Source organism: Paenibacillus sp. J31P13, from assembly GCF_056269295.1.
This window is the reverse complement of sequence record NZ_JBWDNR010000011.1, coordinates 96,848-121,212: the sequence shown is the minus strand read 5'-3', so window position 1 is coordinate 121,212 and position 24,365 is coordinate 96,848. Positions and strand designations below refer to the sequence as shown.

General features: G+C 42.3%; 21 protein-coding genes. 20 read left to right on the top strand and 1 reads right to left on the bottom strand.

Annotated elements, in window-relative coordinates; genetic code table 11:
• Positions 1-833: 833 nt before the first annotated feature.
• Entirely contained in the window at positions 834-1,388 is a 555-nt protein-coding gene (locus AC0YOD_RS25405) for a hypothetical protein (protein ID WP_475802134.1), read from the bottom strand.
• Between the two features lie 123 nt (positions 1,389-1,511).
• On the opposite strand from AC0YOD_RS25405, the gene AC0YOD_RS25400 reads away from it, so the two are divergent.
• From AC0YOD_RS25400 to AC0YOD_RS25305, 20 genes are all read left to right on the top strand, one after another.
• Positions 1,512-2,102, top strand: coding sequence for a TetR/AcrR family transcriptional regulator (locus AC0YOD_RS25400; RefSeq protein ID WP_475802133.1), 591 nt, complete (start codon positions 1,512-1,514; stop codon positions 2,100-2,102).
• Positions 2,103-2,257: 155 nt separating this feature from the next.
• A complete protein-coding gene (locus AC0YOD_RS25395; RefSeq protein ID WP_475802132.1) occupies positions 2,258-2,698 on the top strand; it encodes an Rrf2 family transcriptional regulator in 441 nt (146 codons plus the stop codon).
• Between the two features lie 74 nt (positions 2,699-2,772).
• Positions 2,773-3,414: an NAD(P)-dependent oxidoreductase gene (locus AC0YOD_RS25390; protein WP_475802131.1), complete on the top strand. Its 642-nt coding sequence runs from the start codon at positions 2,773-2,775 to the stop codon at positions 3,412-3,414.
• A 323-nt stretch (positions 3,415-3,737) separates the two neighbouring features.
• Positions 3,738-4,082, top strand: coding sequence for a hypothetical protein (locus AC0YOD_RS25385; protein ID WP_475802130.1), 345 nt, complete (start codon positions 3,738-3,740; stop codon positions 4,080-4,082).
• Positions 4,083-4,191: 109 nt separating this feature from the next.
• Complete coding sequence (locus tag AC0YOD_RS25380; protein WP_475802129.1) at positions 4,192-6,120, top strand: dynamin family protein; 1,929 nt, start codon at positions 4,192-4,194, stop codon at positions 6,118-6,120.
• A 2-nt stretch (positions 6,121-6,122) separates the two neighbouring features.
• A complete protein-coding gene (locus AC0YOD_RS25375; protein WP_475802128.1) occupies positions 6,123-7,910 on the top strand; it encodes a dynamin family protein in 1,788 nt (595 codons plus the stop codon).
• Positions 7,889-11,731, top strand: a complete 3,843-nt coding sequence (locus tag AC0YOD_RS25370) for a right-handed parallel beta-helix repeat-containing protein (RefSeq protein ID WP_475802127.1) — start codon at positions 7,889-7,891, stop codon at positions 11,729-11,731. Before AC0YOD_RS25375 ends, AC0YOD_RS25370 begins: the two co-directional genes overlap by 22 nt.
• Before the next feature lie 303 nt (positions 11,732-12,034).
• Positions 12,035-12,877, top strand: coding sequence for a metallophosphoesterase family protein (locus tag AC0YOD_RS25365; RefSeq protein WP_475802126.1), 843 nt, complete (start codon positions 12,035-12,037; stop codon positions 12,875-12,877).
• A gap of 22 nt (positions 12,878-12,899) precedes the next feature.
• Positions 12,900-13,523: a glycerol-3-phosphate responsive antiterminator gene (locus AC0YOD_RS25360; RefSeq protein WP_475802125.1), complete on the top strand. Its 624-nt coding sequence runs from the start codon at positions 12,900-12,902 to the stop codon at positions 13,521-13,523.
• Positions 13,524-13,740: 217 nt separating this feature from the next.
• The gene (locus AC0YOD_RS25355) at positions 13,741-15,069 is read left to right on the top strand and encodes an ABC transporter substrate-binding protein (protein ID WP_475802124.1); all 1,329 of its coding nucleotides are present in this window, start codon (positions 13,741-13,743) and stop codon (positions 15,067-15,069) included.
• 114 nt (positions 15,070-15,183) lie between these two features.
• Positions 15,184-16,089 carry an HAD family hydrolase gene (locus tag AC0YOD_RS25350; protein ID WP_475802123.1) on the top strand — a complete coding sequence of 302 codons (906 nt, stop codon included), beginning with the start codon at positions 15,184-15,186 and terminating at the stop codon, positions 16,087-16,089.
• Positions 16,049-17,122, top strand: a complete 1,074-nt coding sequence (locus AC0YOD_RS25345) for an ABC transporter ATP-binding protein (RefSeq protein ID WP_475802122.1) — start codon at positions 16,049-16,051, stop codon at positions 17,120-17,122. Before AC0YOD_RS25350 ends, AC0YOD_RS25345 begins: the two co-directional genes overlap by 41 nt.
• A 1-nt stretch (position 17,123) precedes the next feature.
• A complete protein-coding gene (locus AC0YOD_RS25340) occupies positions 17,124-17,996 on the top strand; it encodes a carbohydrate ABC transporter permease (protein WP_475802121.1) in 873 nt (290 codons plus the stop codon).
• Between the two features lie 105 nt (positions 17,997-18,101).
• Entirely contained in the window at positions 18,102-18,932 is an 831-nt protein-coding gene (locus AC0YOD_RS25335; protein WP_475802139.1) for a carbohydrate ABC transporter permease, read from the top strand.
• A 24-nt stretch (positions 18,933-18,956) separates the two neighbouring features.
• Positions 18,957-19,697, top strand: a complete 741-nt coding sequence (locus AC0YOD_RS25330; RefSeq protein WP_475802120.1) for a glycerophosphodiester phosphodiesterase — start codon at positions 18,957-18,959, stop codon at positions 19,695-19,697.
• 31 nt (positions 19,698-19,728) lie between these two features.
• Positions 19,729-20,535 carry a glycerophosphodiester phosphodiesterase gene (locus AC0YOD_RS25325; RefSeq protein WP_475802119.1) on the top strand — a complete coding sequence of 269 codons (807 nt, stop codon included), beginning with the start codon at positions 19,729-19,731 and terminating at the stop codon, positions 20,533-20,535.
• A gap of 198 nt (positions 20,536-20,733) precedes the next feature.
• Positions 20,734-21,591 (top strand): polysaccharide deacetylase family protein, encoded by an 858-nt coding sequence (locus AC0YOD_RS25320; protein WP_475802118.1) that lies wholly within the window; start codon positions 20,734-20,736, stop codon positions 21,589-21,591.
• Complete coding sequence (locus AC0YOD_RS25315; RefSeq protein ID WP_475802117.1) at positions 21,560-22,408, top strand: class I SAM-dependent methyltransferase; 849 nt, start codon at positions 21,560-21,562, stop codon at positions 22,406-22,408. Before AC0YOD_RS25320 ends, AC0YOD_RS25315 begins: the two co-directional genes overlap by 32 nt.
• Before the next feature lie 143 nt (positions 22,409-22,551).
• Positions 22,552-23,052 carry an RNA polymerase sigma factor gene (locus AC0YOD_RS25310; RefSeq protein ID WP_475802116.1) on the top strand — a complete coding sequence of 167 codons (501 nt, stop codon included), beginning with the start codon at positions 22,552-22,554 and terminating at the stop codon, positions 23,050-23,052.
• 13 nt (positions 23,053-23,065) lie between these two features.
• Entirely contained in the window at positions 23,066-24,013 is a 948-nt protein-coding gene (locus AC0YOD_RS25305; RefSeq protein WP_475802115.1) for a hypothetical protein, read from the top strand.
• Positions 24,014-24,365: the final 352 nt, after the last annotated feature.

The following is a 24,365-nucleotide window of genomic DNA, read 5'->3' as shown; positions in this document are numbered from 1 at the left end:
GAAATTAGCTCTAATCCACAAAATTAGTGTGTTTTCAGAGAAATAGAGCTAAAAACTAGCTCTAATTTCAAGAAAAGTAGCGGATATGAGCTCATACGACGAAAGAAGGAAAGAATAGAGCTAGAAATTAGCTCTAATCCACAAAATTAGCATGTTTTCAGAGGTATAGAGCTAAAAACTAGCTCTAATTTCAAGAAAAGTAGCGGATATGAGCTCATACGACGATAAATGAGAAGAATAGAGCTAGAAATTAGCTCTAATCCACAAAATTAGTGTGTTTTCAGAGAAATAGAGCTAAAAACTAGCTCTAATTTCAAGAAAAGTAGCGGATATGAGCTCATACGACGAAAGAAGGAAGGAATAGAGCTAGAAATTAGCCCTATTCCACAGAATCAGTATGTTTTCGGAGAATTAGAGCTAGAAACTAGCTCTAATTTCAAGAAAAGTAGCGGGTATGAGCTCATACGACGAAAAAAGGGAAGAATAGAGCTAGAACTTAGCTCTATTCCACAAATTTAGCATGTTTTCAGAGAAATAGAGCTAAAAACTAGCTCAATTTCAATCAAACTAGTCAATCGTAACTCTAAGTAGAAGGTTGTATAGAAAGGGCTGTCCAAAAAGTCATAAACCTGAGTGGTAGCTCTCGGTTTTAGCGACTTTTGGGACAGCCCTTTTTTAGTTTTATGTAGGAAACTATTAAATTTAATGCAAATCAGAGTTTTAGAGGCAGCCCAAGCAGAAGCGGCTGGAATAAGATCGTGTGATCAGAATCAGAGCCTTTTCATCCTACTGCAGAAGAGAAAAAAGGTAGTTTTGATGGTTAAGTTTGGGGTTTACATCTCTTCATGCTTTGCTTTTTTCTGTCTTGGCCATATAAAGTATGACATCGTAATGACTAAATCAATACCTAGAACGAGTGCCCAGACCCTTAAAACACCATAAAGCGCTTCTGTTCGAGTGGAGTCATCGATGAAATAGATAAGAGCAATCAAAAAGGCGGCTCCAATAACAAAAGAAAGCACATGCCTTCCAAATCCTTTTAAGTAATGTTTCGCATAATCATAACCAAACCTTTTAATTGGTTTAGAACCTTGCTTGGTTACATAATAACGGAAGCGATCATCCGCCCAGCTAATCATACTTTTTCCAAAAGCAATTGATACCCCAATGTAGACGGCAGCAAGCGCATGTGCCATCGTAGCTACGGAACCTCGGTATAAATCAACACTTGTCGTAATTAAAAGAATCAAATCAATAACTGGGGTTAGTGCTAGTAGGACTAAGCCTAGTTTGTTTTTTTTGAACACATAACGAGTAACTAGACCTAAAATAATAACGATCCAAAATGCTATTTCACTCGCGATGATGACGCCTGCAACAAAACTCAAAACAACACATCCTTTGTCATACAGCTGTATTATTTAAACTATGAGAATTATAGCATCGGACTTTAAATAATACAATTGTATTATTTAATTGTTTTTTAATATCTCCTTTGTTAAACTAAGTACATGCCAAAAATAGTTGATCATTTAGAAAGAAAAAATCATATTGCTGAAGCGACGTGGAGAGTTATACTAAACCAAGGCATGAAAGGGGCGAGTGTTAGAAATATTGCCAAAGAAGCTGGACTGTCATTGGGTGCATTACGCCACTATTTTTCGACTCAGGATGAATTGCTTAGCTTTGCGATGAAACTTGTCAAGGATAAAGCAACTGCTCGTATAATTGAGATAGCTGCACTTGACCTTCCACCAAAAGATAAAGTGTTGAAAATACTTCTCGAGCTTGTGCCGGTGGATAGTGAAAAAATGGCGGAGATGGAAGTGTGGTTTGCTTTTACCTTTCATACCAGATATATGGCGGAAGATGTTTTTGATGCCCAGCATGACGGTATTTTTATCGGTATAAAAAAGCTAATTGATAACTTAGAACAATACAATCTGCTTCGAGCAGGTCTAGATAAAACCATTGAAGCAGAGAGATTGTATGCTTTAATTGATGGGATCGCTATGCATGCCTTGCTAGAGCCTAAGCGGGTGAATAGTGAGCGTATCGAAAGTGTTTTAACTTATCATATAAATTCTATTTGCATCTCATAACAGGGATATAGGATCAATTTTCTGCCTCTAAGGTCTTTAAATAATCATTAAAGGTTGAGCATGGTAAAATGTGTATTATATTTGTCCCAGTTTTAGCGACTTGACATACATTTTTGTTGTAACTATAATGATTACAACGGAAGGGTGTTTTACAAATGAAGATCAGCAATCGTTTTTCAGTAGCTGTACACATCTTATCATTGCTTGCGATTAATCCGAGTACACATAGCACATCAGAATGGATTGCAGGAAGTGTTGGAACAAATCCAGTAATAATTCGGAGAATATCGGGGCAACTTAAAAAAGCAGGTTTGATTACAGTTCGTGCTGGAAGCGGCGGGGCTTTTTTGAATAAAGATTTAGACGAAATCAATTTATTGGAGGTCTATCGAGCGGTTGATGTTGTGGAAGAAGGACAATTATTTCACATTCATGAAGAACCGAACCCTTTATGTCCGGTTGGCGCTAACATTCAGGTCGTACTTGAACTGCTGCTAGCTCGTGCACAGCATGCAATGGAGAAGGTTCTCTCGGAGATCACAATGGAAGAATTGGTTTCTGTTTTGTCAAAAGAAATTAAAAATAAAGAAAAGTAAAAAAATTTATACTAGTTGTAACTAATTCAGTTACAACGAACCCTTTCGAATAAAATATATGGAGGTTTTTTTAAATGAAAATAGCAATTATTGGTGCAAGCGGAAAAGCAGGTTCACAAGTACTTAAAGAGGCAGTGGCTAGAGGTCATGAAGTAACAGCGATCGTAAGAGATGCAACGAAAATCAACGACTCAAACGTGGCGGTTATTCAAAAGGATGTTTTTGATCTAAACGCTCAAGATGTTGGAGCTTTCGATGTTGTTGTGAATGCATTTGGTGCAGCACCTGGCCAAGAACATTTGCACGTTGAAGCAGGTAAAGCTCTTATTGCAGCACTGCAAGGGGCAGCTGAGACTCGTCTGATTGTAGTTGGAGGAGCGGGAAGCCTATTTGTAGATGAAGCAAAAACAGTTCGTTTAATCGACACACCAGAATTCCCTGATATCTATAAACCAACAGCATCTAACCAAGGCAAAAATCTTGAGGATTTGAAAAATAGTACGGGTATCAAATGGACTTTTGTAAGCCCAGCAGCTTTCTTTAATCCAGAGGGAAAACGGACTGGTACTTATCAAACAGGTAAAGACAATTTGATTGTTAATTCCAAAGGTGAAAGCCATGTTAGCTATGCAGACTATGCTATTGCAATTGTTGATGAAATCGAGAATCCGAAGCATTTGAATGAACGGTTTACGTTGGTTTCAGAGTCGGAGTAATACAGTATTAAACAGAATGTAGCTTTGCAAGAATAAATACTAAAGCCCACGAACTTAATCGTGGGCTTTTTTATGATGGAGTTAGTATAGAACTAATCTGCTAAAAGAGATCGCTAGTCTATTTATTTTCCTAATGGCTTCTCATTCAGTTCGTGGAGACCGATAGGTGTCTTTTTGGGAGGAATTAATTGTTACACTCGTAATTCTAAAGTACTATTATTTGTGGGCATTTCAGGAAAATTTAGTAGAATAGACACAATAGAGAGAGTATAATTAGTAGAGGAATGTTAATAGAGTGAAAATTATGCAATGAGGTGAATCTTATGGATATTAATTATTTTAGCCAAAACGGTCATATAGATCATTCTGATGCGCTAGATAAAGCATTTGGCAATGACTCCGTCCACTCTCATAATCCGATATTCGTTGATGATCATTTTCGTAACGACGGTACTCATGTAAAAGCGCATATGCGCTCTCATCCGGATGGTAATCCATTTAATAATTATTCTTACCCTGGGAACACCAATCCGTTCACAGGTGAAGTCGCATCGGGTGATCCACTGGCTTATCTCAGCCATCATGACTCATTCCAAAACGTATTACAGCATTCTAACCCGCTTGCTCATATTCAAGAATATACACTGCCACGGCTTACGTTTAACTGACCTTGAATGACTTAAGGGACCTGTTACCTTCGGGGCGGGTTTCTTTTTTTTTATAACAACAAGTTTTCTATTAATTATATTATTCCACCTATAGAAAGGGCACATAATAATGAATGGTCTCGATTTATCTTGGTATCGCATCAGGCGTCAGCATTTAGTAGACGCACTTATAGAGGTTCAGCTTATTGCAAAGGAACTTGAGGTTGAGGCGGCTGAGCGACTACTACAATCCACTAGACAAAACTTAACAGATGAGATATTCAAAATTGTTGTTGTTGGTGAGTTTTCCCGAGGCAAGTCTACCTTTGTTAATGGTCTACTCGGGAGCCGTGTTCTACCTGCCTCACCGAATCCGACTACAACTGTGCTTAGTAAAATTCGTTATTCTAATGAACCATATTACCGGTTACATTATCGCGATGACCGGAAAAACCACGAGATAAGCGAACTGGAGTTTAAAAAGATTGTTGCTCCAGACGAGCCAGATCCAAGCGATCAAGACTCCATTATGGAGTACGGAGTTATGTTAGAGAAATTTGGAAGCATTGCACATGCGGAAATTGGATATCCTTCCTCAATTTTTCAAGATGGAGTTGAGCTGATTGATACCCCAGGAACGAATGATCTAGACGCCGCTCGCGAGGAAATAACGTATAGATTCATTCCGGAAGCAGACGCAGCAATATTTGTACTCTCTGCCCGCCACCCAATTTCTGATTCAGAGTTTAGTTTTATGAAAGATCGTATTTTTAAAGCGGACATTCAAAAAATATTTTTTGTTGTTAACTTTAAGGATCGTCTTGCAACGGATGAGGCAAGGCAGAAGGTCATGCACTATATCGTTACTCAATTGTCGCCATCGATAAAGGATCTCAAGGTGTATCTCGTGTCTGCTAAGCAAGCCCTCAATTCTCGTCTGGCCAATTCAGGTGAGAAGGTAGAAGGTTCGCTTGAGTCTTTTGATCAATCGGGATATTTGGAATTTGAAGCAGCTATCAGTTCCTTTCTGAGTGAGGAGCGTGGCAAAGTGAAGCTCGCTAAGCCGCTTGAGCGGACGATACGGATTGCGAATGAGTTGAAGAAAAATGCGATTCAGCTTCCTTTATCGACTATTGGCACTAATCTTGAGGAGTTGGGGAAGCGGGCTGTCAGGGTGCAGGATGAGTTAGATCGTGTCAGACATGCATCAAGTGAGACGATACAGAGACTAAGGACTGCATTAAACAGTGGGGGTATACATATTCGGTCGCAATGGGAATCTGGCTTACATCAGGTAGCAACGACAGCTGTTCAGACCGTAACAAATTACACGGGTTCACTGCAGAATGAAGAAATTGCAAAGACGATTGAATCCTCTGTAGCGCCAGTACAAACTGCCCTGCAGGAGCGTATTCGGGCGGCACAGAACTTACTTTTGGAGGAAGAAGTCGACCGAGCAAATCGCAGGCTGGAACAGGAGTGGGAGGGCATAGAGCAAACGATTTTGAAAACTTTTTTTCTTAATTTTTCTGAGAATGCAGCGGACCAGTCGGGATATAATGCGTTCTACAATCAGGATGAAGTTATTGTGAAGACGGGGATTGGTTCATTGGGTTTGGTAGGGGCCGTCATTGGTCTCCATGTGGCACTTCCACTTGCGCTGCCAGCGTTGTTGTTTGGAGGAGGCTTTATTTATTCTTATTTCGATGGCAAGGTACGAGGAAAGGCTCTTGCAGAAATTCGCGTGCAAGTGGAGCGCCGTTACCGTGATGTTATTCCAGCGATGTGCAAGGACTTCGACATACAATGGAACCGAATGGTTGATGAAATGGCCGCTCAGTTCGAAGAGGAAGTTAGCCGCAAGCTTAGCGCTATTACGGATCAACTTCACCGCGCTATAGCTGATCGTAATAGCGAAGAAACCAGCGTGGAGGAGCGGAGAGCCTATTTGCTGCATTTGGAGAAGAAGTTAAACAAGGTTGTAGAAGGATTGGTCATGCTGACAGATGAGCTTGGCAGCAATAACCAAACAGTACGAATTGCAATAGGAGGCATATAGCATTGAGCAGTTATGAAGCGAGTAAGACGGAATTACTGATGGGCATTGCCAGAACTCAGGAATTGGTAAGCGTGCTATTAACAGATTCAGTATTCTTGAGAGAACTGGATGAACTTCAAGTAAGGATAAAAGAAGATTTTTGCACAGTCGTCGTTCTGGGAGAATTTAAGCGAGGCAAATCTACTTTTATTAACGGGTTGTTGGGTGAGGATTTGCTGCCAGTTGATGTGACCCCAACAACGGCTACGATAAACGCAGTCATTTACGGTGAAAAAAGAAGCTTAAGCGTCCATCTGGAGGATGGGAAAACGGAGCATTTTGAGCTAACCAAGCAGAATATTGACACTTTCTCCGTTGAGGGAACGGTGGATCCTGATGCTGTTCGTTATTTGAGACTTACAATGAAAGTTCCTTTACTTGAGTCGAATGTCATTCTTGTCGATACACCAGGCGTGAATGACTTGAACCAACAGCGTGCTGAGGTCACGTATCGGTTTGTTCCCCGTGCCGATGTTGTCATTTTTTTGCTGGATGCGACAGCACCCGTCAAACGGTCCGAGAAAGATTTTCTGACGGATACGCTGCTTTCGGAAGGACTTGAACGTCTGCTGTTCATCGCTAATTTCTTTGACCAGGTGGAGGAAGAAGATGCGAATAAACATCTGGAAAGCATTAGCAAGCGGCTTGCTGCTGCAATGGGAGGCAAGAAGCAGACAGTTCTGCCTTATAGTGCAACGGCAGCGTTAGAGGCTAGGCAATCCGGTAATTACGAGCAGCTTAAAGAAGCCGGATACCCTGCAGTTATGGAAGCAGTAGAGCAGCTTATTCAACATGGCTCGCAAGGTGAAGTAAAACTGGATCGGTTCCGCTTCCATATGCGTAGTATTGCTGATTCAATCGGACGCGAACTCGACGGACGTCTCGCCTTGCTACAAGAAACGGGTGAAGGGCTTACTAGTAAACTAGAAGGTCTGGTAAGTTTAATCAAACGTCATGATACCATTCGTGAGCAAATGGACGATTATACAATGGATCGCGAGACCGAGATGTTGGCAATCATTCGTAAATCGCTTATTTATTTTGAGCAGCAATTAAAGGAAGATATGCAATTTATGGTCATGCAGTATGCAGGCACTCAGCTTAAAGATTTAATAGAGACCCAAATGCCTATGCAGGTCAAGCGGCGGTTGAAGCAATGGATCGAGCAGCATATGCCTGCAATGATTAAGCTGTTGCAGATGCTGGAGCAGGAACTGGCAACCGCATTAGCTGTTGAGTTTAATACAGCACTTCGACCGCTACTTGTAAACAATAAGCCAAACGAATTGAATAGCATGGAATACGGATTAATGTTAACAGGAGCAGATCTAAGCAATACACCAATTATGGCCGGGCTTATCGCCGGTGGGGCGGGTATGCTTGCAATGCTGCTAGGTGGTCCACTGTTGCTACCGGTCGTCGGAATGGCAGGATTCCCTTTTATTCAGAAACATATGATGCAGGATCAGCTCAAAAAGGCGAGAGAGAAGTTACTCCCTGAGCTAGATGCAGCGCTTGATCAGGTCATGGAGAAGTTTAGCGGCCACGTCGAGAGTTGGCTTCTTACAAATGCCAAACTTGTTCGGCATGCTGCTGAGGAGCGGTATTTAGAAATCGTAAATGTACATAGGATGCGGTTGGATGCTGAGATTTCCGGCATGAAGCAATCTTTGGAAGATAAACTGAAGGAGAAGCAACGACTGCTTCAAGCACGGGAGGAAATAAGCGCATGGCATTACAGCCTTCAGTAATTATAGCTATAGCAGTCTTTATTATTGTTGTATGCGCACTGTTGCTGAACAAGAGGTCGAAACGGATTGTTGATAATAGCGTTAATGAGGCTGCTGCGCAAAAAGCCGTTAGTGATCTTCCTATCTTGAGGAAATCGAAGGAGGAGCTTGAAAGCAAGCTGCCGCAGCGATCACCGATTTTGCCTGAACAAGCGCTTCGTCAATCTTTGGATGTTCTCGTACAAATTGCAGCAGAGCGTATGGCATTTATGCTTAAGCCTTATGAGGAACTGAAGGAACATGCAGAGAAACTGGAACAGATTGCGAATGATGCGGCGAAGCCGCTTCTGCTCGTCGTTATGGGATTGTTTAATACAGGCAAGTCCAGCTTTATTAACGAATTGATTGGTAGGAAGGATCTTCTTAAGACCGGAGATATACCGGCTACAGCGGTTATCACGATGCTTAGTTATGGTGAGGAGTCAGAGGTTATCGCTCATTTGCTCGATGGTACGGTTCAGGCTTACCCTCTTGAAAGACTGCATTCCCTGTCCGCGGAGGGGGATGAAGATGCCAATCAATTGAGAGCTTTAGTGGAATATTTAGAGGTCAAAATACCGGTTGAGCTTTTGAAAAAGGTTACGATCGTCGATACGCCAGGATTAAATTCGAATAATGAGCAGCATACGAGAGTGACTGAGAAATTCATGATGCGAGCTGACCAAGTACTATGGTTGTTCCCCTATAGTCAGGCTGCCTCAAGGCTTGAGTTATCGAAGCTTGGACAATTGGTTGGTGACTGGAAGCCGATCGGTGTCGTGAATTATATTGATGAGCACGATTCGGAGGAAGGGGAACTGGAAGCCTTCTTGAAGCAGGTGCAGCGAAAATTGGGTGTAAGCGTATGTAGGCTGGAAGCCGTGTCGACGCTGCAAGCAACTGAAGCAAGACTGAGCGGTGATGCATCATTGCTTAGACAAAGCGGCTGGCCGAAGTTAGAGAAAGCGCTGCAGGAGGAGTTACATGATAAAGCAGCTATGAAGAAGGGCGTGCGGCTGCTATCGCGTTTACATGATGCGATTTCCAGTCTGCAAGAACAAGTCAATGAGCTGCATGAGAAATATGAACATGCGTATGCACTGATTAATAACCAAGCTCAAACCATACAAAAGTTAACGGACAATCGAAGTAAAGTACAGCATCAGTTGAGTAATTGGGCAAGCTTCAATGCAGAAACGGCACTATATAATTTACAGTCGTATTATCCGCTGCCTGATCTGGTCAATGACTATATGAAGATGAACGTACAGCTGGATATGATGATAGGTGTACTTGAGGTTTTGAGGAAAGAACGCGCGGAAATCGATCGCGGGTTAGACAATAATCATCAACGTATAAACAAACATAACATTGCACATAAGCAGATTCAGAAAGAGTATGACACTTACAATTCATCCGGAATGTTTGGCGGAAGGCCTCTTCTTGACTGGGATGGCAAGCTCAAAGCTATTAACGAGCGTGCCAGTCAATTGGAGACCAAGGCGACTGAAATAAATGTACGGGAGGAAGAACTTCAATCGCAGTTGAAGCTTTTTTTAGAGAGACTAAATCGCAACGAACAGGAAGGATTCGAGTTGTCCCAACTTATTGTTGTGAAGTTAAAAGATACAATTAATAATTTCGATAAGTTGCTTGATAATCAGCAGGAAATGCTAGATGAAGCGGCCCGTAAGCAAGAGCTCTTGTACTGGACAACCGCAGCTAAATCAATGATAAACAGTTTACTGGGTTGGGAAGTTGGAGCAACCACAGTAGCTCTTAACAGGTTCGTTTTTGGTATGAGCGACGGAATGATCCCCGATACATTGATCAATGGGCTATCTGAGTTGCAACAACTTGAGAAGAAGTTGCTGAGCGGGTTAGAGTCTCTAAATTTGAATGAGGCAGCACCCGCGTCGCAGATCGATTATGGCTCATCGACCATCATCGTCGATCTAGCGGATATTATTGCTGAGGCTAAGGAGCATTCTGAGCTGCAACTGGAGGCGGCTTTTTACACACTTAACGAAACGCTCGTATTTGACAAATCGCTGCGATTACTCGGTGCGGAAACGGGAGATACAATCATTACAGGCAAGTTGGATGTGTTGCTTCGGTTGACTTCAAATAAAGAATTGCATGCCGAGGGCATTCGTTTTGATTTGTGTGGTACCGAAGGCAATATCGCCATAATTGATAGCGGTCGTGCCTCATTTACACGTTGCGAGTTTATAGGTGCCAACTCCCCTAATAATCCTTCGGAGTCCGAATCGAGAGGGTCAGCCCTGCTGTGGAAAGGAACTTCTGAAGGAATCGTCAACAACTGTAAATTTGATGGAAATGGTGTTGGAGCAGTCGCAACTAACTCCAGTAATATGGTTATACGGAGCAGTCTATTCTGGAATCATCAGTTAACAGCAGTTACTGCTATCGATCATGCTACCATAGAGATGTACGATAGCGAACTTATGCATAACGCAATTGGGGTTCAGATGTATGAATTCTCAAAAGGACACTTTGAGACCAACAGAATATGGTCCAATGAGGAAGGAATAATCGGAAGTGGCGAAGTAGAATTGACTATTGAGGGGAATGAAGTGGTACGAAATGATAACTATGCTATACGTGGCGAGGGCAACGCATTTCTCACGGTAATAGGAAATTTGTGCCACGCAAATTCTATAGGCATACATTTCTCAGATTTAGCAGGAGGATATATTGCGGCCAATAGCTGTAAGAGGAATCTTTCACTGGGGATTGGTTATGAGACGAAGGGTAAGCTCGTGGTTGAGCGTAACGTTTGTTCACTTAACGGAGGCGCTGGTATTGCCCACTATGCAGCAGGGTCAGCTATCGTAGTCAACAATGAATGTAATCAAAATTTACAGCATGGAATCTATGTCATTGGTGAGGGATCACTTGATCTGGAAGGAAATACATGCTGCTATAATCACGATACCGGTATATCACTGGACGGAAGCGCCAGTGTGAATGCACACTCTAATATTTGTGAATATAATCATTCCGGTATTTTTATAAAGGCAGAAATAAAGGCGGATTTAGTAAAAAACATATGTAATAACAATGGTTTCGTTGGAATATTTGCTAGTGGGCAATCCAAGGTTACCATTACAAACTGTGAATGCAACTCAAATAATTCAGGTGTTGGTATAAGCAATGATGCTTATGGAGTTATTTCACACAGCATTACCAACAGCAATCATGTGCATGGAATTGGTTTTGCAGGAAAAGCGACTGGGAAAGCAATAAACAATATATGTAAAATGAATGGGAACTCGGGCATCGCTGTCAATGAGCAGACGAATGTAGATCTCCTCTCGAATAGTTGTAGTGACAATAAGCTGTTTGGAATTTCCTTCAACGATGAAGCTAAGGGAAGTGTGTCTCAAAATTTTTGTAGTGTGAATGAGCTTGGCATCCATATATCGGGTAAGTCTGCTCCACTGTTAAAGCAAAACGAGTGCTTCACGAATTCTCTGCACGGCATTTGTTATCTGGATGAATCATCGGGTACTGCTACTAGCAATAATTGCTATGAGAATGACATGAATGGCATTTATGTAACCCAACTAAGTTCCCCATTGCTGGAGAAGAATAACGTGAACAAAAACATGAACAGCGGTATTTCCATTGACATGAAGGCAGTACCTACGATTTGCTTTAATGTGTTGCGGAACAACGAGGCCTATGGCATTCAAATTGATGGTGAAGCTGCACCAGTGTTACGAAGCAATACGTTCTTCGCCAATAAGTTCGGCGAGATATTTAAAATTGAGGGTTAAACCAGATAGAAAATATTAATAATTAAAAGCGGTATGTATTCATAGACGAAAGAAATTACATAGGAAATATCTAAATTAAAAACAAACTTATAGCCACATGCGGTCAACAGACTCCATGTGGTTTCTTTCTTACCTTTCAAAAGGTCACAAGCTACTCTGATAATATCTACAAGCCCCAAGACCCCATTCCTCCCCCACCCCACCTTTACAAAATCTCATTCTCTACTTAACGACCAGACAATACTTCACCTATACCATTAAGGAGTGAACAACTAATACGGATATGCCAGGAGGAGAACGAGAATGAAATTAGTTCTGATGGGCGATTTGCATTATCATGAGATTGACGAGACAATTCCAGGTTTAGCGGAAGCGCGGACTGCGTTTTATCACACCTTCTTAGATCGATTTCTAGAAATGGATGCTGATTATCATATATCGCTGGGTGATCTTACGAACTTTGGTTCAACGGAAGAGCTGCAGGAGGTTTATAAGCTGTTAACTCGTGAGGATCGAACGTTTATCCATGTGCTGGGGAACCATGATCTTTATGCGCAGACGAGAAACCAAGTGCTGGAGATTACGGGGCAGCAGCGTTATCATGCCATTGAAACCGATTCGGCGATGCTCGTCTTTCTGGATACAGCGAAAGAAATGGATTACTCCCACTGGGGAGGATGGATTGACGATGAGCAGCTCATGTGGCTGGAGAAAATGGTAGCAGCTTCGGGCTCAAAGCCGATGCTCGTTTTTGGTCATCACCCTGTTTATGGAACGACGACAGGATCGATGCGGGAGAAGGGCTCAATCGACCCAAGCATTGATATGTGGCGTATTTTGAATCAGAAAAAAGGGATTGGCGTTTACTTCAACGGGCACACGCATGTGGATTCGATCGCAGCACAGAGCAACTGGCTCTTTGTTCAGTTATCGGCTTGTCTGGATCAGCATGGATTAAGAGTTGTGGAAATTACCAAGGAGGAGATTGGCATTTCTGCTATAGATATTCACGATCCAGTTGTTGTGGATCATGCGCCAATTCTTCATGAACATATGAACTACTTCACGCATAATCCAGACGCAAGGGGGAAGGAAACGGATCGTCAGTTTATTGTTTCCCTACTTAGCGTCGTGCAGTCCCAATAATAGCAGCGTGGAGGTTAGTGTAATGAAGAATGGAATGAATCATGATGCTTTCTTAAGGGGTCTTGCCAAGCACCGGATGATTGCTTCCATTAAAGATCCGAGACATATTGATCAAGCGCTTGCACTGCGGGATCAATTGAGCGGCGTTTTCCTATTAACGGGACATATCGGTGTTTTAAAAGGTTATGTCGATGTGTTTAAGGAACATGGTCTCCCCATCTTCCTTCATCTCGAAAAAATTGGCGGCTTAAGCACGGACAATTATGGTCTCGATTATTTGGCGAAGGTCATTAAGCCGACAGGCATTATTTCGACGAAAACAAATGTAGTAAAGACGGCGAAGAAAATGGGGCTTATGACGATTCAGCGATTCTTCCTTGTTGATACAGAGGGACTGGAAAATATCGCCAGAAGTCTCTCTCAGATTGAACCTGACATTGTTGAGGTCATGCCTGCACGCATTCCTGATATGATTGGCAAGGTGAAGGCATTCACCACTCTTCCTATTATTACTGGCGGTCTGCTATATGAGGAGAGCCAAGCGGTTGAATGTCTGAAGTATGGGGCTACGGCTATATCCTCATCGAAACCAGAACTTTGGAGAAGTGCGATGCTACTTCAAGAGAAAAAGCTGCAAACCGTATAAGTCTATCAAAAGAAAAGGTCTTAATATTTTCTTAGTAACCCGATAACATAGATTTAATAAACATGCTGTATCATTCATTATGAAAAGTAAATAGCAATCGGTTGGAGCATTGGAGAAACCTTATCCGCTGTGGACGTTTATGTCCCCGGCAGGATTAAGGTTTCTTTTCGTATGCTGCGGCCCACATTCAAAAAGAGAAAAGGTGGAGGATTGGACAATGTTTAAGAAGCTTACTGCACTATCGCTTGCAATTTTTATGGTGGTCATATTGGCGGCTTGTGGATCAAATGGTACGAATGTTAACACAGGCAATAACAAAAGCGGTGCGAAAGCGGAGAATACAGGCTCCGCATCATCCAAGAAAATCACCATTAAGTATTGGTACGCGTTCGGAGACAAGATCGAGGCTGCGAAGCTGCATATGGTCGAAGAATTCAACAAGTCACAAAACAATATTGAAGTTATAGCTGAGCACCAAGGAGACTATGATGATCTGCATGCCAAAGTACAGGCGGCATTTGCAGCGGGCAATGCACCTGCGGTAAATGATCTTGAAATCTCTTCTACTGGCGTATTTGCAAGATCCGGCATGATCGAAGAGCTTACGAAGTATGCGGAAAGAGATAAGGATCAACTTAACATTGATGATTTCATTCCTGGATTAATGGGAAATGCCTATGTGGACGAGAAGCTGTATGGTCTTCCATTCATGCGCAGTACTCCGATCATGTACAAAAACGTAACGATGCTGAAGGATGCGGGTCTTGATCCAAGTGGTCCAAAATCATGGGAAGAGCTGGAAGAGTATTCTCGCGTGTTGAAAGAGAAGGGGAAAGTCGGCATGACTGTGCCTGTTGATATCTGGTTCTACGAAGCATTAGTTGCGCAAAGTGGTGGTCAAATGCTGAGTGAAGACGGCAAATCCGCTACATTTAATTCTCCAGAGGGCGTAGCGCCGGTTACATTTTGGAAGAAGCTATCTAGTGAAGGTCTTATCAAAATGCCAGTAGGCGATGACGCGGGAGCAAACGCGGATAAAGACTGGGCGAATCAAATGTCAGCCTTCAAGTTCGGTTCCACAGCAGGTGTGAACGGAAGTATGGAAATTGCTAAAGGTAATGGCTTTGAACTTCAAACGGCATTTATGCCGGCAAACGTGAGCTATGGCGTTCCAACAGGAGGTTGTCAGCTAGTTATGACATCCAAGAGCTCGGATGAAGAAAAAGATGCAGCTTGGGAGTTTATTAAATGGATGACCTCTAAAGAAAACACGATTTATCAGCACAAGAATGTTGGTTACTTGCCGACTCGTACTTCTGCAATAGAGTCAGATGAGCTAAAGGCACATTTTGAAGAAAATCCTCAGTACAAAGTAGCTGTAGATCAACTGGAATACGCAAGACCGCGTCCAATGGAAAATGCTTATCCAGAAGTGGCTAAAATCATTAAGGAATCCATTCAAAAAGCGATTATCGATCCGAATACAACACCGCAGGATGCGCTTAATGCGGCAGCAGAAAAAGCAAACAAGCTTTTGAAAAAATAAGAGCCTGCCGAATCTATCAGTTGGTTAACGCGTCACATTTGTTTTGGAGAGGATTTCCGAATCCCGGTTCGGGAATCTTCTCCCCCAATCATATGAGCTGAGAGGTCACATCCTATGCGCAACGAGAATTGGTTGTCCGAAATTAAAGTTATTATTTTTGATATGGACGGTACGCTCTATCAGGAAGATACGTTCTTGGAACGATATATCCGTTATTTGTTGGAAGGTACAGAGTATGTAGGTGAAACCGAGAAGGCTGTTGGAGCGGGAAGAGCAATTCTAATGGGAGAGCATGCTATCAAAATGGGTCATTTCTATCATAAGGTGGATGATCTATGCCTCGTCCGTCATGAAGATGGCTTCGTGCAAGGCTTTACATGGGAAGGCACTTCCATTGATGAACGCGCAAGCGCTTATGGAGACATTTCCAGCCAAGTGGAGCATCTCATTCATATTGGTGACGCGTGGTGTATTGCAGCAGCGATCAGTCATAAATACAAACTTTCAGAAGAAAAATCATGGTCAGCTTTTGAACGGATACGTGAGGAAATGGTGCTCTCACCCTATCAATTCGAATTTAAGCGTGAACTATTTCAAGCGATTAAAGAGCTAACGGCTGTTGAGAAGAAAATACTGATGACCAATACCTATCTGGAATCAGGTATTCAGTTTTTAGAGTACATGGGCATTCATGAATTATTTGAGGAAACGCATTGCGGTGCCCAGAAGCCTTATGGACTACAAGATTACTTCCATTCCCTGCTGGAGCAGGGGTACAAGGCTCATGAGATCCTATCTGTCGGTGATAACCCTTGGAATGATCTGCATCCCGTTAAAAGAATGGGCGGTAAAACCTGTTTTATTTCCCCCTATTCCAGCAGTGATCATGAGCCATGGGATTTGCGGCTAACTACGCTGGATGAGTTGGAGCTGCTCATGCGTGAAATTCAGGAGTCCATTATAAGGAGGAGAATTTCGAATGGCGAAGATCGAATTGAAAAACATAAGCAAAACGTTTAAGGATGAGACCGTTATAGAAAACTTGAATTTAACCATAAAGGATGGTTCATTTACAGTTCTTGTAGGGCCTTCTGGCTGCGGGAAGTCAACAACATTGCGTATGGTGGCGGGGCTGGAGAAGCAGTCTGGCGGAGAAATATGGATTGATGATAAATGTGTGAATGATACACCGTCCGGGCTGCGGGATGTAGCGATGGTTTTTCAGAACTATGCGCTATATCCAACGATGACTGTACGCGGCAATATCGAGTTCGGTTTGAAAAATAGAGGTGTTCCGCGTATGGAACGCGATAAGCTGATTAAGGACATATCGGAGATAGTCGGGCTAGCTCCGTTTCTGAATAAGAAGCCGCAAAACCTGTCCGGAGGACAACGTCAACGCGTAGCGCTTGCGCGTGCAATGGTTAAGAAGCCGAAGGTGTTCATACTCGATGAGCCGCTCTCTAATCTGGACGCGAAGCTGCGCAACCAGATGAGAACGGAGCTGATTCAGCTTCATAAGCGGCTAGGAACGACGTTCCTCTATGTGACACATGATCAAGTGGAGGCCATGTCTATGGGTGATGAGATCGTGGTTATGAACAAAGGTGTCATTCAGCAAGCTGATTCTCCTATGAAGCTCTATCATGACCCTGCGAACCGATTTACAGCAGAATTCATCGGAACACCAGCAATGAACATGATGAATATGCGGGACGTGAAAGGGTTACATGTGGACTCGATCACGGATATCGAGCATGTAGGATTTCGACCGGAGCAAGCCCATATTAGCGCTGGGAGTACAGAGATGGAAGGTTTTGTGCTGGAAGGCGAAATTTTAACGCGTGAGAGCTTGGGAGCAGAAAACATTTATCAGATTCAATCCGGAGCAAATATTTTTTTCGTCAAAACCTTTCTTGCTCCTTTGGTAACCGTCAATCGAGTTAAAATTACCGTTCCTCATGACCAGCTCTATTATTTTGGGCAAAACGGGGAGAGGCTTCGCGATATTGGAGTAAACATAAAACGCCTTGTTGCTGCTGGAGGGATTTAACATGACAGTTTGGGAAAAGCTGCGTCCCTATGGGATGGTGGCTCCGGCCATTATTATCTTCTCGCTATTTTTTATTTACCCGATTTTTTACATGATTTATTTGAGTATGTTCGATTGGAACTTTGTCAGTCCGACAAAGACATTTGTTGGCTTACAGAACTTCAAGGATTTACTCATGGAGCCAGACTTTCTACAAGTCCTCTCCAATACGACGCTTTATACAGTCATGACCGTGACATGTACGACAGGATTTGCTTTATTACTAGCGCTTTGGCTGAATAAGAAGAGTTTCTTTCATGGCTTCGTACAGGGCGCTATCTTCAGCCCTCATATCATTTCACTAGTGTCCATCTCTTTGCTTTGGAGCTGGCTTATGGATCCCGAGTACGGGCTATTGAACTGGGTAATCGGTTTAGTTGGCTTTGGCAAGCTGGATTGGTTGTCCCATCCTAGCACATCACTGGTTTCACTCGTGTTGGTTGCGGTATGGAAAGGCCTCGGCTACAACGCGCTCGTGTTCATTGCGGGCTTGCAGAGTATTCCGACTGATATTTACGAAGCGGCTTCCTTGGATCGATCCAAGCCTTGGACAACTTTTCGAAAGTTGATTCTGCCGATGCTGTCTCCGACGATATTTTTTCTTGTCATCATTAATATGATCGGATCTTTTCAAGTGTTTGAGACGATCGCGATTATGACGCAGGGTGGACCTGTCAATTCAACGAACACGCTGGTTTATTACATCTATGAATACGGCTTCCGCTTTTTCAAAATCGGGTATGCCTCTGCTGCTGGTGTAATCCTTTTGTTCATTGTTGGTATTTTGACGATCATATACTTCAAGCTGCTGTCGAATCGCGTTCATTACCGTTAGAAAGTGGTGAAGTTTTTGAAAGCTGTTAACCATACAATCAGCGGCAATGCTGCCGAGCCTGCTGTCACAGTTAAGAGAAATGAAATACGGTCTAATCCCATTACGTTGCGTAAAATATTGCTGTTTGTGCTCCGCCTATTCAATGTAGTCGGACTACTCGCATTAGTGTTGGTATTCGCCATGCCATTTGTATGGATGCTCTCTACCTCGCTCAAGACGATGCCTGAGACGATGATCTTTCCTCCACAGTGGATTCCGAGCAACCCGGTCTGGAACAACTATGTAGAGGCTTGGAATACAGGGCCGTTCCTGAAATATTTTACGAACAGTGTTGTCATTTCAGTTGGCATCCTTATTCTTCAAATGCTGACGATCATACCAGCCGCTTATGCTTTTGCAAGATATAAGTTTCGCGGTTCAAGCTTTCTATTCGGTATCGTTATGGTGACATTGATGATCCCAGCTCAGTTGATTTTTCTCCCGGTCTATTTGGAGCTAAGCGCTTTTAAGCTGCTCAATACGCATCTAGGTCTAATTCTTCCTTTTGCGTCAAGCGCCTTCGGTATCTTCCTGCTTCGTCAAGCGTTTATGCAAATTTCGGATGAATTGCTAGAGGCAGCAAGACTTGATCAAGCGAAAGAGTGGAAGATTATTTTGAAGATCATGGTGCCCATGGTCAAGCCGGTTCTCATCACCTTTGCACTATTTAGTTTTATTGCTCACTGGAATGATTACTTCTGGCCGCTTGTTATGACGACGAATGAAACGGCAAGAACACTGCCCCTTGGTATAGCTAAAATACGGGAAGTAGAGGGCGTCGCAACTTGGAATATTCTGATGGCCGGCAATCTGATTCTAGTCGCTCCAATTCTTGTTGTATTCTTTCTATCGCAACGTCAGATTATTAAAGCTTTCGTATACAACGGAGTTAAATAAGAGAATGGAAGGATTGATTTCATTATGATTACTATTGTTGCTCACCGTGGATGGTCGGGAGAAGCGCCGGAGAACACAATCGCAGCTTTCAAACTTGCTTTGACTGACCCTGACATTGCCTTCATCGAACTCGACGTACATTTAACGAAGGATGGAGTTCCTGTCGTCATCCACGATCACACCCTTGATCGGACGACCAATGGAAGCGGCTCTGTAAGAGCTCACACGTTAGAGGAATTGCGAGATTTGGATGCAGGAAGCTGGTTTGCACCGCAATTTGCTGGGGAAAGAATCCCAATGCTGGATGAAGTGCTGGAGCTCGTTAAGGGGCGCGGCAAGCTGCATGTGGAGCTTAAGGCTATGGGCAATGAGTATGAAGGGATTGAAGATAAGGTCATAGCATCTATCCATCGATATGGTATGAAGGACGCTGTGATCCTGTCCTCATTCGATCATGATTCGATGAAGCGGGCTCATGAGCTTGACCCAACCATTCCCACAGCATTAATTTACTTAGGGAAAGCTACGCTGCTGATGGAGCAGCTTCGATACACGGGCGCAACGAGCTTATCGATGCACTATGCCTTCGTTACACCTGCTTTGGTGAATGAGATGAACCAAAATGGGATTGATTTGGGTGTGTGGACGGTGGATCATTCCGACATTCTTGCGAGTATCGTAGAGCAGTATCCGAATATCCGTATTACAACGAACTTTCCTGACCGCTTGCTGCAAATTGTGAGAAGAACGCATGTAAGTTCTTAAGTAGATAGTCCAGTCAGGAGGAGGTGGAGCAATGGCAAGCCGGAAAGCATCCTATGTATGGCAAAAGAGTGGTTTGCTATTGTTAACGCTAAGCTTAGCCCTGTTGACCTTATCGGCAGTCATTCCTTATCGCGGTGATGGACCTTCCATGATCGCGCATCGTGGCGGGGCTGGTTATGCACCTGAGAATACGATGGCTGCTTTTTTATTAGCAGAACGAATGGGCGCAGACTTCATTGAACTGGATGTTCGGCTGAGCAAGGATGGAGAACTCGTTGTCATTCATGATAAGACGGTTGATAGAACAACCCCTTATACAGGAAACGTAAGCCAGTATTCGTTGAAGGAGCTTCAGAGCATGGATGCTGGCAGCTACTATAGCTCCGAATTTTCGGAGGAGCGTATCCCTTCACTTCAAGAAGTATTAGATAGATTCGAGAATAGAATAGGTATTCTCATTGAACTCAAGGACCCGCCGCTATATCCAGGTATAGAAGAAAAGTTGGCTAAGGTATTACAGGGAGATAACTTTAATTCTATTATTATTCAATCCTTCGATTCTGAATCCTTACGCCGTATTCATACCCTATTGCCAAGCATTTCGATTGCCGTTCTAATTCATGTGGATCAGCATCCTCTATCGAAAGTGAAGCTTAATAAGATGGCTGAGTATGCCTCTTACATTAACTATAACCATGAGCTTCTGAATGAGAGCTACGTTCGAGATATACATGATCACAACTTGAAGGTAATGGCTTGGACATTACGTTATGATCGTGATATGAAGCGAATGAAGACGATTGGTGTAGATGGCATTATTACGGATTACTTGAGTTGAGACTTGAAAATGGAGAATATATTTACTATTTGTGCCCAGTGAAATGGGAGAAGTAGAAGCAGGCTGCCGAGGACATCTCGACAGCCTGTTTTGCTACCTGGAATTATCGCAAATCTGCGTACAATATAATTGAATTAATTACATATGTTGCCATTATCTAATATTTGAGGAATAATAGGGTAGAAGGGAGGGAGCGTCATGAAAATGGCTTTTACAGTTGATGTGGAGGATTGGTTTTGCAGCCCGATGTTATCACTTTCTGACTGGGAGGGCTATGAATTAAGACTGGAGCAGCCCATTCATCAAATACTAGACTTGCTCGACGAATATGATTCAACCGGCACTTTTTTTGTACTGGGCTGGATTGCTCAGAAAAGGCCGGATTTAATTAAAGAAATCTATCGAAGAGGGCATGAAATTGCTTCACACGGTTATTCCCATCGCTTGGTGTATCAGCAGTCAACCGAAGAGTTTAAACAAGACATACGGTTATCCAAAAACATATTAGAACAATTAATCGGCTCAAAGGTGAATGGATATCGTGCGCCATGTTTTTCGATGACGGAATGGGGTCTTGATATTTTAATAGAAGAAGGCTTTGTGTATGATTCCAGCATCATACCTAATACGTTAAATAATCTCTATTCCAAGTTCAATTTAGCCGCGACTGTCTCCCAAACATTCAAAATAAAAGATGATTTATGGGAGGTTCCGCTACCCGTATATCGTGTTGGAGGCGTTAATTTACCGTGGGGCGGCGGCGGTTATTTTCGAATATATCCCTATTATTTTTTTAATTTAGGCGCAAGAAGAATTATTGAGAATAGAAATTCTTTTGTGTTTTATATACATCCCTATGATTTAGACCATAATCAACCGCAAATATTTAATACCTCCTGGGCAAATGGCGTTAGAAGGTATTATGGTTTAGGAGATACCTATTTAAAAATAAAAAGCTTATTGTCGGATTTTGAATGCACATCAATCAGTCAATATTATCCTCAGATTGGGGGTATAGAAATAGGTGGACAGAAGGTCCGAAATTATTCTGAATAAGAGTCTTTTAGAGGGTACGGCTTATTTCTTTTGCAGAGAAATAGGTGTCCATAAATGGAAGATGGCGAAGCCCTCTGATGAGATCAAGGAAGATTTGATTTCAAAGGGGATTGTAGCTAGTGATCTTAAGCTTGTAGATAAGGAATTTGGTTATACCTGTTACGAGTACTATAGGCAGTTGTATACGCCTGATTATTTTGATAGGCTGCTCATGAAAGAGGCTAGAGATAGTAGAAAAATACTGGATTTGTGCTGCGGTGGAGGGGCAACAATCTTCTCATTACTGGAAAACAAACCAGATCTCATATATGGATTGGATTGGAACGAGAATCAGATCAAATTACTGGAAGCCTTGCTCCGTGAATCGCAAACGGTTACAAGTACCGTTATTGCAAAGGTTGGAGATGCGCATGCGTTATCGCTTGCTAGCCAATCTGTAGATTTGGTGGTATGCAGAGTAGCACTGCAATATTTGAATGTGGAGCAGGTGCTGCAGGAAATGAATCAAGTGCTCTCCCCGCAAGGGAAAGTGTTTTTGCTCGTTCATGGCTCGGGATATATTTTGGATTATTTATTTGCTAGAAAAGGATTATTCCGAAGGGCAAATATATCTTTTCTTCTTAACAAGCTTTTTGGTTCGAGGCGGGGTGTTAACAAACATCATGTTCACCGTACACAAGCCAATTTTCTTACGATGAAGGGCTTGAAAGCGAAATTGAGAGATGCAGGTTATCGAGAGATTAGGATGCATACCTATAAAGAGTGGAAGTCATTAGGGATGTTCCCTGTTTATTTTGCGGTAACGGCTAAGAGATGAGCATAGGAAAGGATTATAAAGCTTGAGCCGGTTGGTGGCTTGAGCTTTATTTTATTTGAAAGAATTCTTTTAATAAAAGATAAACCAAATGTGACCAATCTACGTTCATAATAGTGTTAATGAGTAAAGGAGGCCTAAATCCAATGCAAAAACATTCGCTTCGGCCGGGCGGAGAATTTACAGAAACGTATCGTTTGTATGGCAAAATGCTTTTTAAAATAGCGATGATTCATCTTGGTAATAAAGAGGATGCAGAAGAAGCATTACAGGAAACCTTCATGAAGCTGCTTTATAAATCACCTCCATTCAATGATCTGGAACATGAGAAGGCATGGTTGATTAGAGTCATTACGAACCATTGTAAAACGATGGCAGGTCGTGTGTGGCATAGACGTGTAGTAAAGATGGAAGGAATGGACCAGTTTGTAGAAACTGTTTCTGACCGTGCGCTGCTCGAAAATGTAATGGGTTTGCCTTTTAAATACAAAGCGGTTATTCATCTATACTACTATGAGGATTATGCGGTTAAACAAATTGCCGACATCTTGCAAATAAGCGAATCAGCTGTGAAGATGCGTTTGCAGCGCGGCAGGGAACGTCTGAAATTGGAATTGGAAGGAGAGCTGGAGAATGAATCGGGATGAATATAAACAAATAATGAAACAAATAAAGCCGGATGCAGATTTAGAGAATCGACTTTCTAGTGAGCTTACTCTTCAGAAACGTAGTCATGTGAATCGGAGACCGGTTCTATATACGGTAACAAGCCTGCTGGTCATTTTAATGCTGGTCATTGTAATCCCTGAAATGCGGAAGAGCGCTAATCAACATCCAGTTGATTTAACAGCCCAAACTGAACCAATTGTTACAATTCCAGAGCCTGTAGAAATTATTGATCCAAATGCAGTTGTCATTCCTAAGATAGAGCTTCCCGAAAAAACGAATCCGATGGCGAATATGGTTGGGCTTGTCGTTTATAAAGGCAATATTTATACACAAACAAGCACTTCTATTGCCCCAGAGTTTGCAAAGTCGTTGCTAGGGGACAGGCTCGGACGTACAAAAGGAAATATTGATGAGTGGAGCAAGCTGACGGATTATAAGGAATTAGCTTCGACCATTGGTATTATGGACATTTATTCCGTTAAGGGTTATGACAGTGATTTTAGAATTATGTCATACCAAGAATATGAAGGGCAAGTGCATGCTGAATTGTACGAGCAGCTTAATGGCATTACGATATCGACTGGTGAGGATTTAATCGGGAAAATGCATCTGCAGGAAGAGATGGAGTCTGTTAGATGGCAGGATTATAATAGCTGGTATAATAGTAAACCAGAATTTAATGCATATGAAATGGATCAAACGCTCCTTACTTTTATGAAAGCATTATATCAAGCAAAACCTATTGATGCGGATAAGCTGTATAAGGAAGGCATATATGATAATGGGGAGCAAAACCAGAAGGTCATATTCTTTAAGCTAAGGGATCAAACGGAAGTGAAGTTATGGCTGTTTAAAGGCAACTATGTTAATTATGCAAGTGCACCTGTCTTTTTTCAGCTAGAGCCTGAGGCATTTTCTGCAATGTGGGATAGTCTGTAGCGGTATAACGCTATCGGATTAATGTGGTACAGGATATTTTATTTTAAAAAAGCCATCGTAGTGAGATGGCTTTTTTTTTATGTAAAGATCAAATTAAACTCATGTCAGCTTGTTAAGAATTATACGAAATCCACCTGAATTTTTCAAAAAAATGGATGATATTCCTGTCAATAACTCAATGATTTTTACTAATCATGTTAATATAATTAACGTTATTGTTCCTGTAGTAGAAATAAATGTCGTTTAGAAGGGGGTTAAGCCTATATAAATATGATAGGGAAGCTGCGCCAGGCTACCTTCTTCAACCAGAAAGAGCAATCAAACTAGAGAAATATTATACAAGAGAAGAGAG

Excerpts from the sequence above, each read along its gene's own strand:
- AC0YOD_RS25400 (WP_475802133.1), top strand. The coding sequence starts at position 1,512 with ATGCCAAAAATAGTTGATCATTTAGAAAGAAAAAATCATATTGCTGAA.
- AC0YOD_RS25395 (WP_475802132.1), top strand. The coding sequence starts at position 2,258 with ATGAAGATCAGCAATCGTTTTTCAGTAGCTGTACACATCTTATCATTG.
- AC0YOD_RS25390 (WP_475802131.1), top strand. The coding sequence starts at position 2,773 with ATGAAAATAGCAATTATTGGTGCAAGCGGAAAAGCAGGTTCACAAGTA.
- AC0YOD_RS25385 (WP_475802130.1), top strand. The coding sequence starts at position 3,738 with ATGGATATTAATTATTTTAGCCAAAACGGTCATATAGATCATTCTGAT.
- AC0YOD_RS25380 (WP_475802129.1), top strand. The coding sequence starts at position 4,192 with ATGAATGGTCTCGATTTATCTTGGTATCGCATCAGGCGTCAGCATTTA.
- AC0YOD_RS25370 (WP_475802127.1), top strand. The coding sequence starts at position 7,889 with ATGGCATTACAGCCTTCAGTAATTATAGCTATAGCAGTCTTTATTATT.
- AC0YOD_RS25365 (WP_475802126.1), top strand. The coding sequence starts at position 12,035 with ATGAAATTAGTTCTGATGGGCGATTTGCATTATCATGAGATTGACGAG.
- AC0YOD_RS25360 (WP_475802125.1), top strand. The coding sequence starts at position 12,900 with ATGAAGAATGGAATGAATCATGATGCTTTCTTAAGGGGTCTTGCCAAG.
- AC0YOD_RS25355 (WP_475802124.1), top strand. The coding sequence starts at position 13,741 with ATGTTTAAGAAGCTTACTGCACTATCGCTTGCAATTTTTATGGTGGTC.
- AC0YOD_RS25350 (WP_475802123.1), top strand. The coding sequence starts at position 15,184 with ATGCGCAACGAGAATTGGTTGTCCGAAATTAAAGTTATTATTTTTGAT.
- AC0YOD_RS25345 (WP_475802122.1), top strand. The coding sequence starts at position 16,049 with ATGGCGAAGATCGAATTGAAAAACATAAGCAAAACGTTTAAGGATGAG.
- AC0YOD_RS25340 (WP_475802121.1), top strand. The coding sequence starts at position 17,124 with ATGACAGTTTGGGAAAAGCTGCGTCCCTATGGGATGGTGGCTCCGGCC.
- AC0YOD_RS25330 (WP_475802120.1), top strand. The coding sequence starts at position 18,957 with ATGATTACTATTGTTGCTCACCGTGGATGGTCGGGAGAAGCGCCGGAG.
- AC0YOD_RS25325 (WP_475802119.1), top strand. The coding sequence starts at position 19,729 with ATGGCAAGCCGGAAAGCATCCTATGTATGGCAAAAGAGTGGTTTGCTA.
- AC0YOD_RS25320 (WP_475802118.1), top strand. The coding sequence starts at position 20,734 with ATGAAAATGGCTTTTACAGTTGATGTGGAGGATTGGTTTTGCAGCCCG.
- AC0YOD_RS25310 (WP_475802116.1), top strand. The coding sequence starts at position 22,552 with ATGCAAAAACATTCGCTTCGGCCGGGCGGAGAATTTACAGAAACGTAT.
- AC0YOD_RS25305 (WP_475802115.1), top strand. The coding sequence starts at position 23,066 with ATGAAACAAATAAAGCCGGATGCAGATTTAGAGAATCGACTTTCTAGT.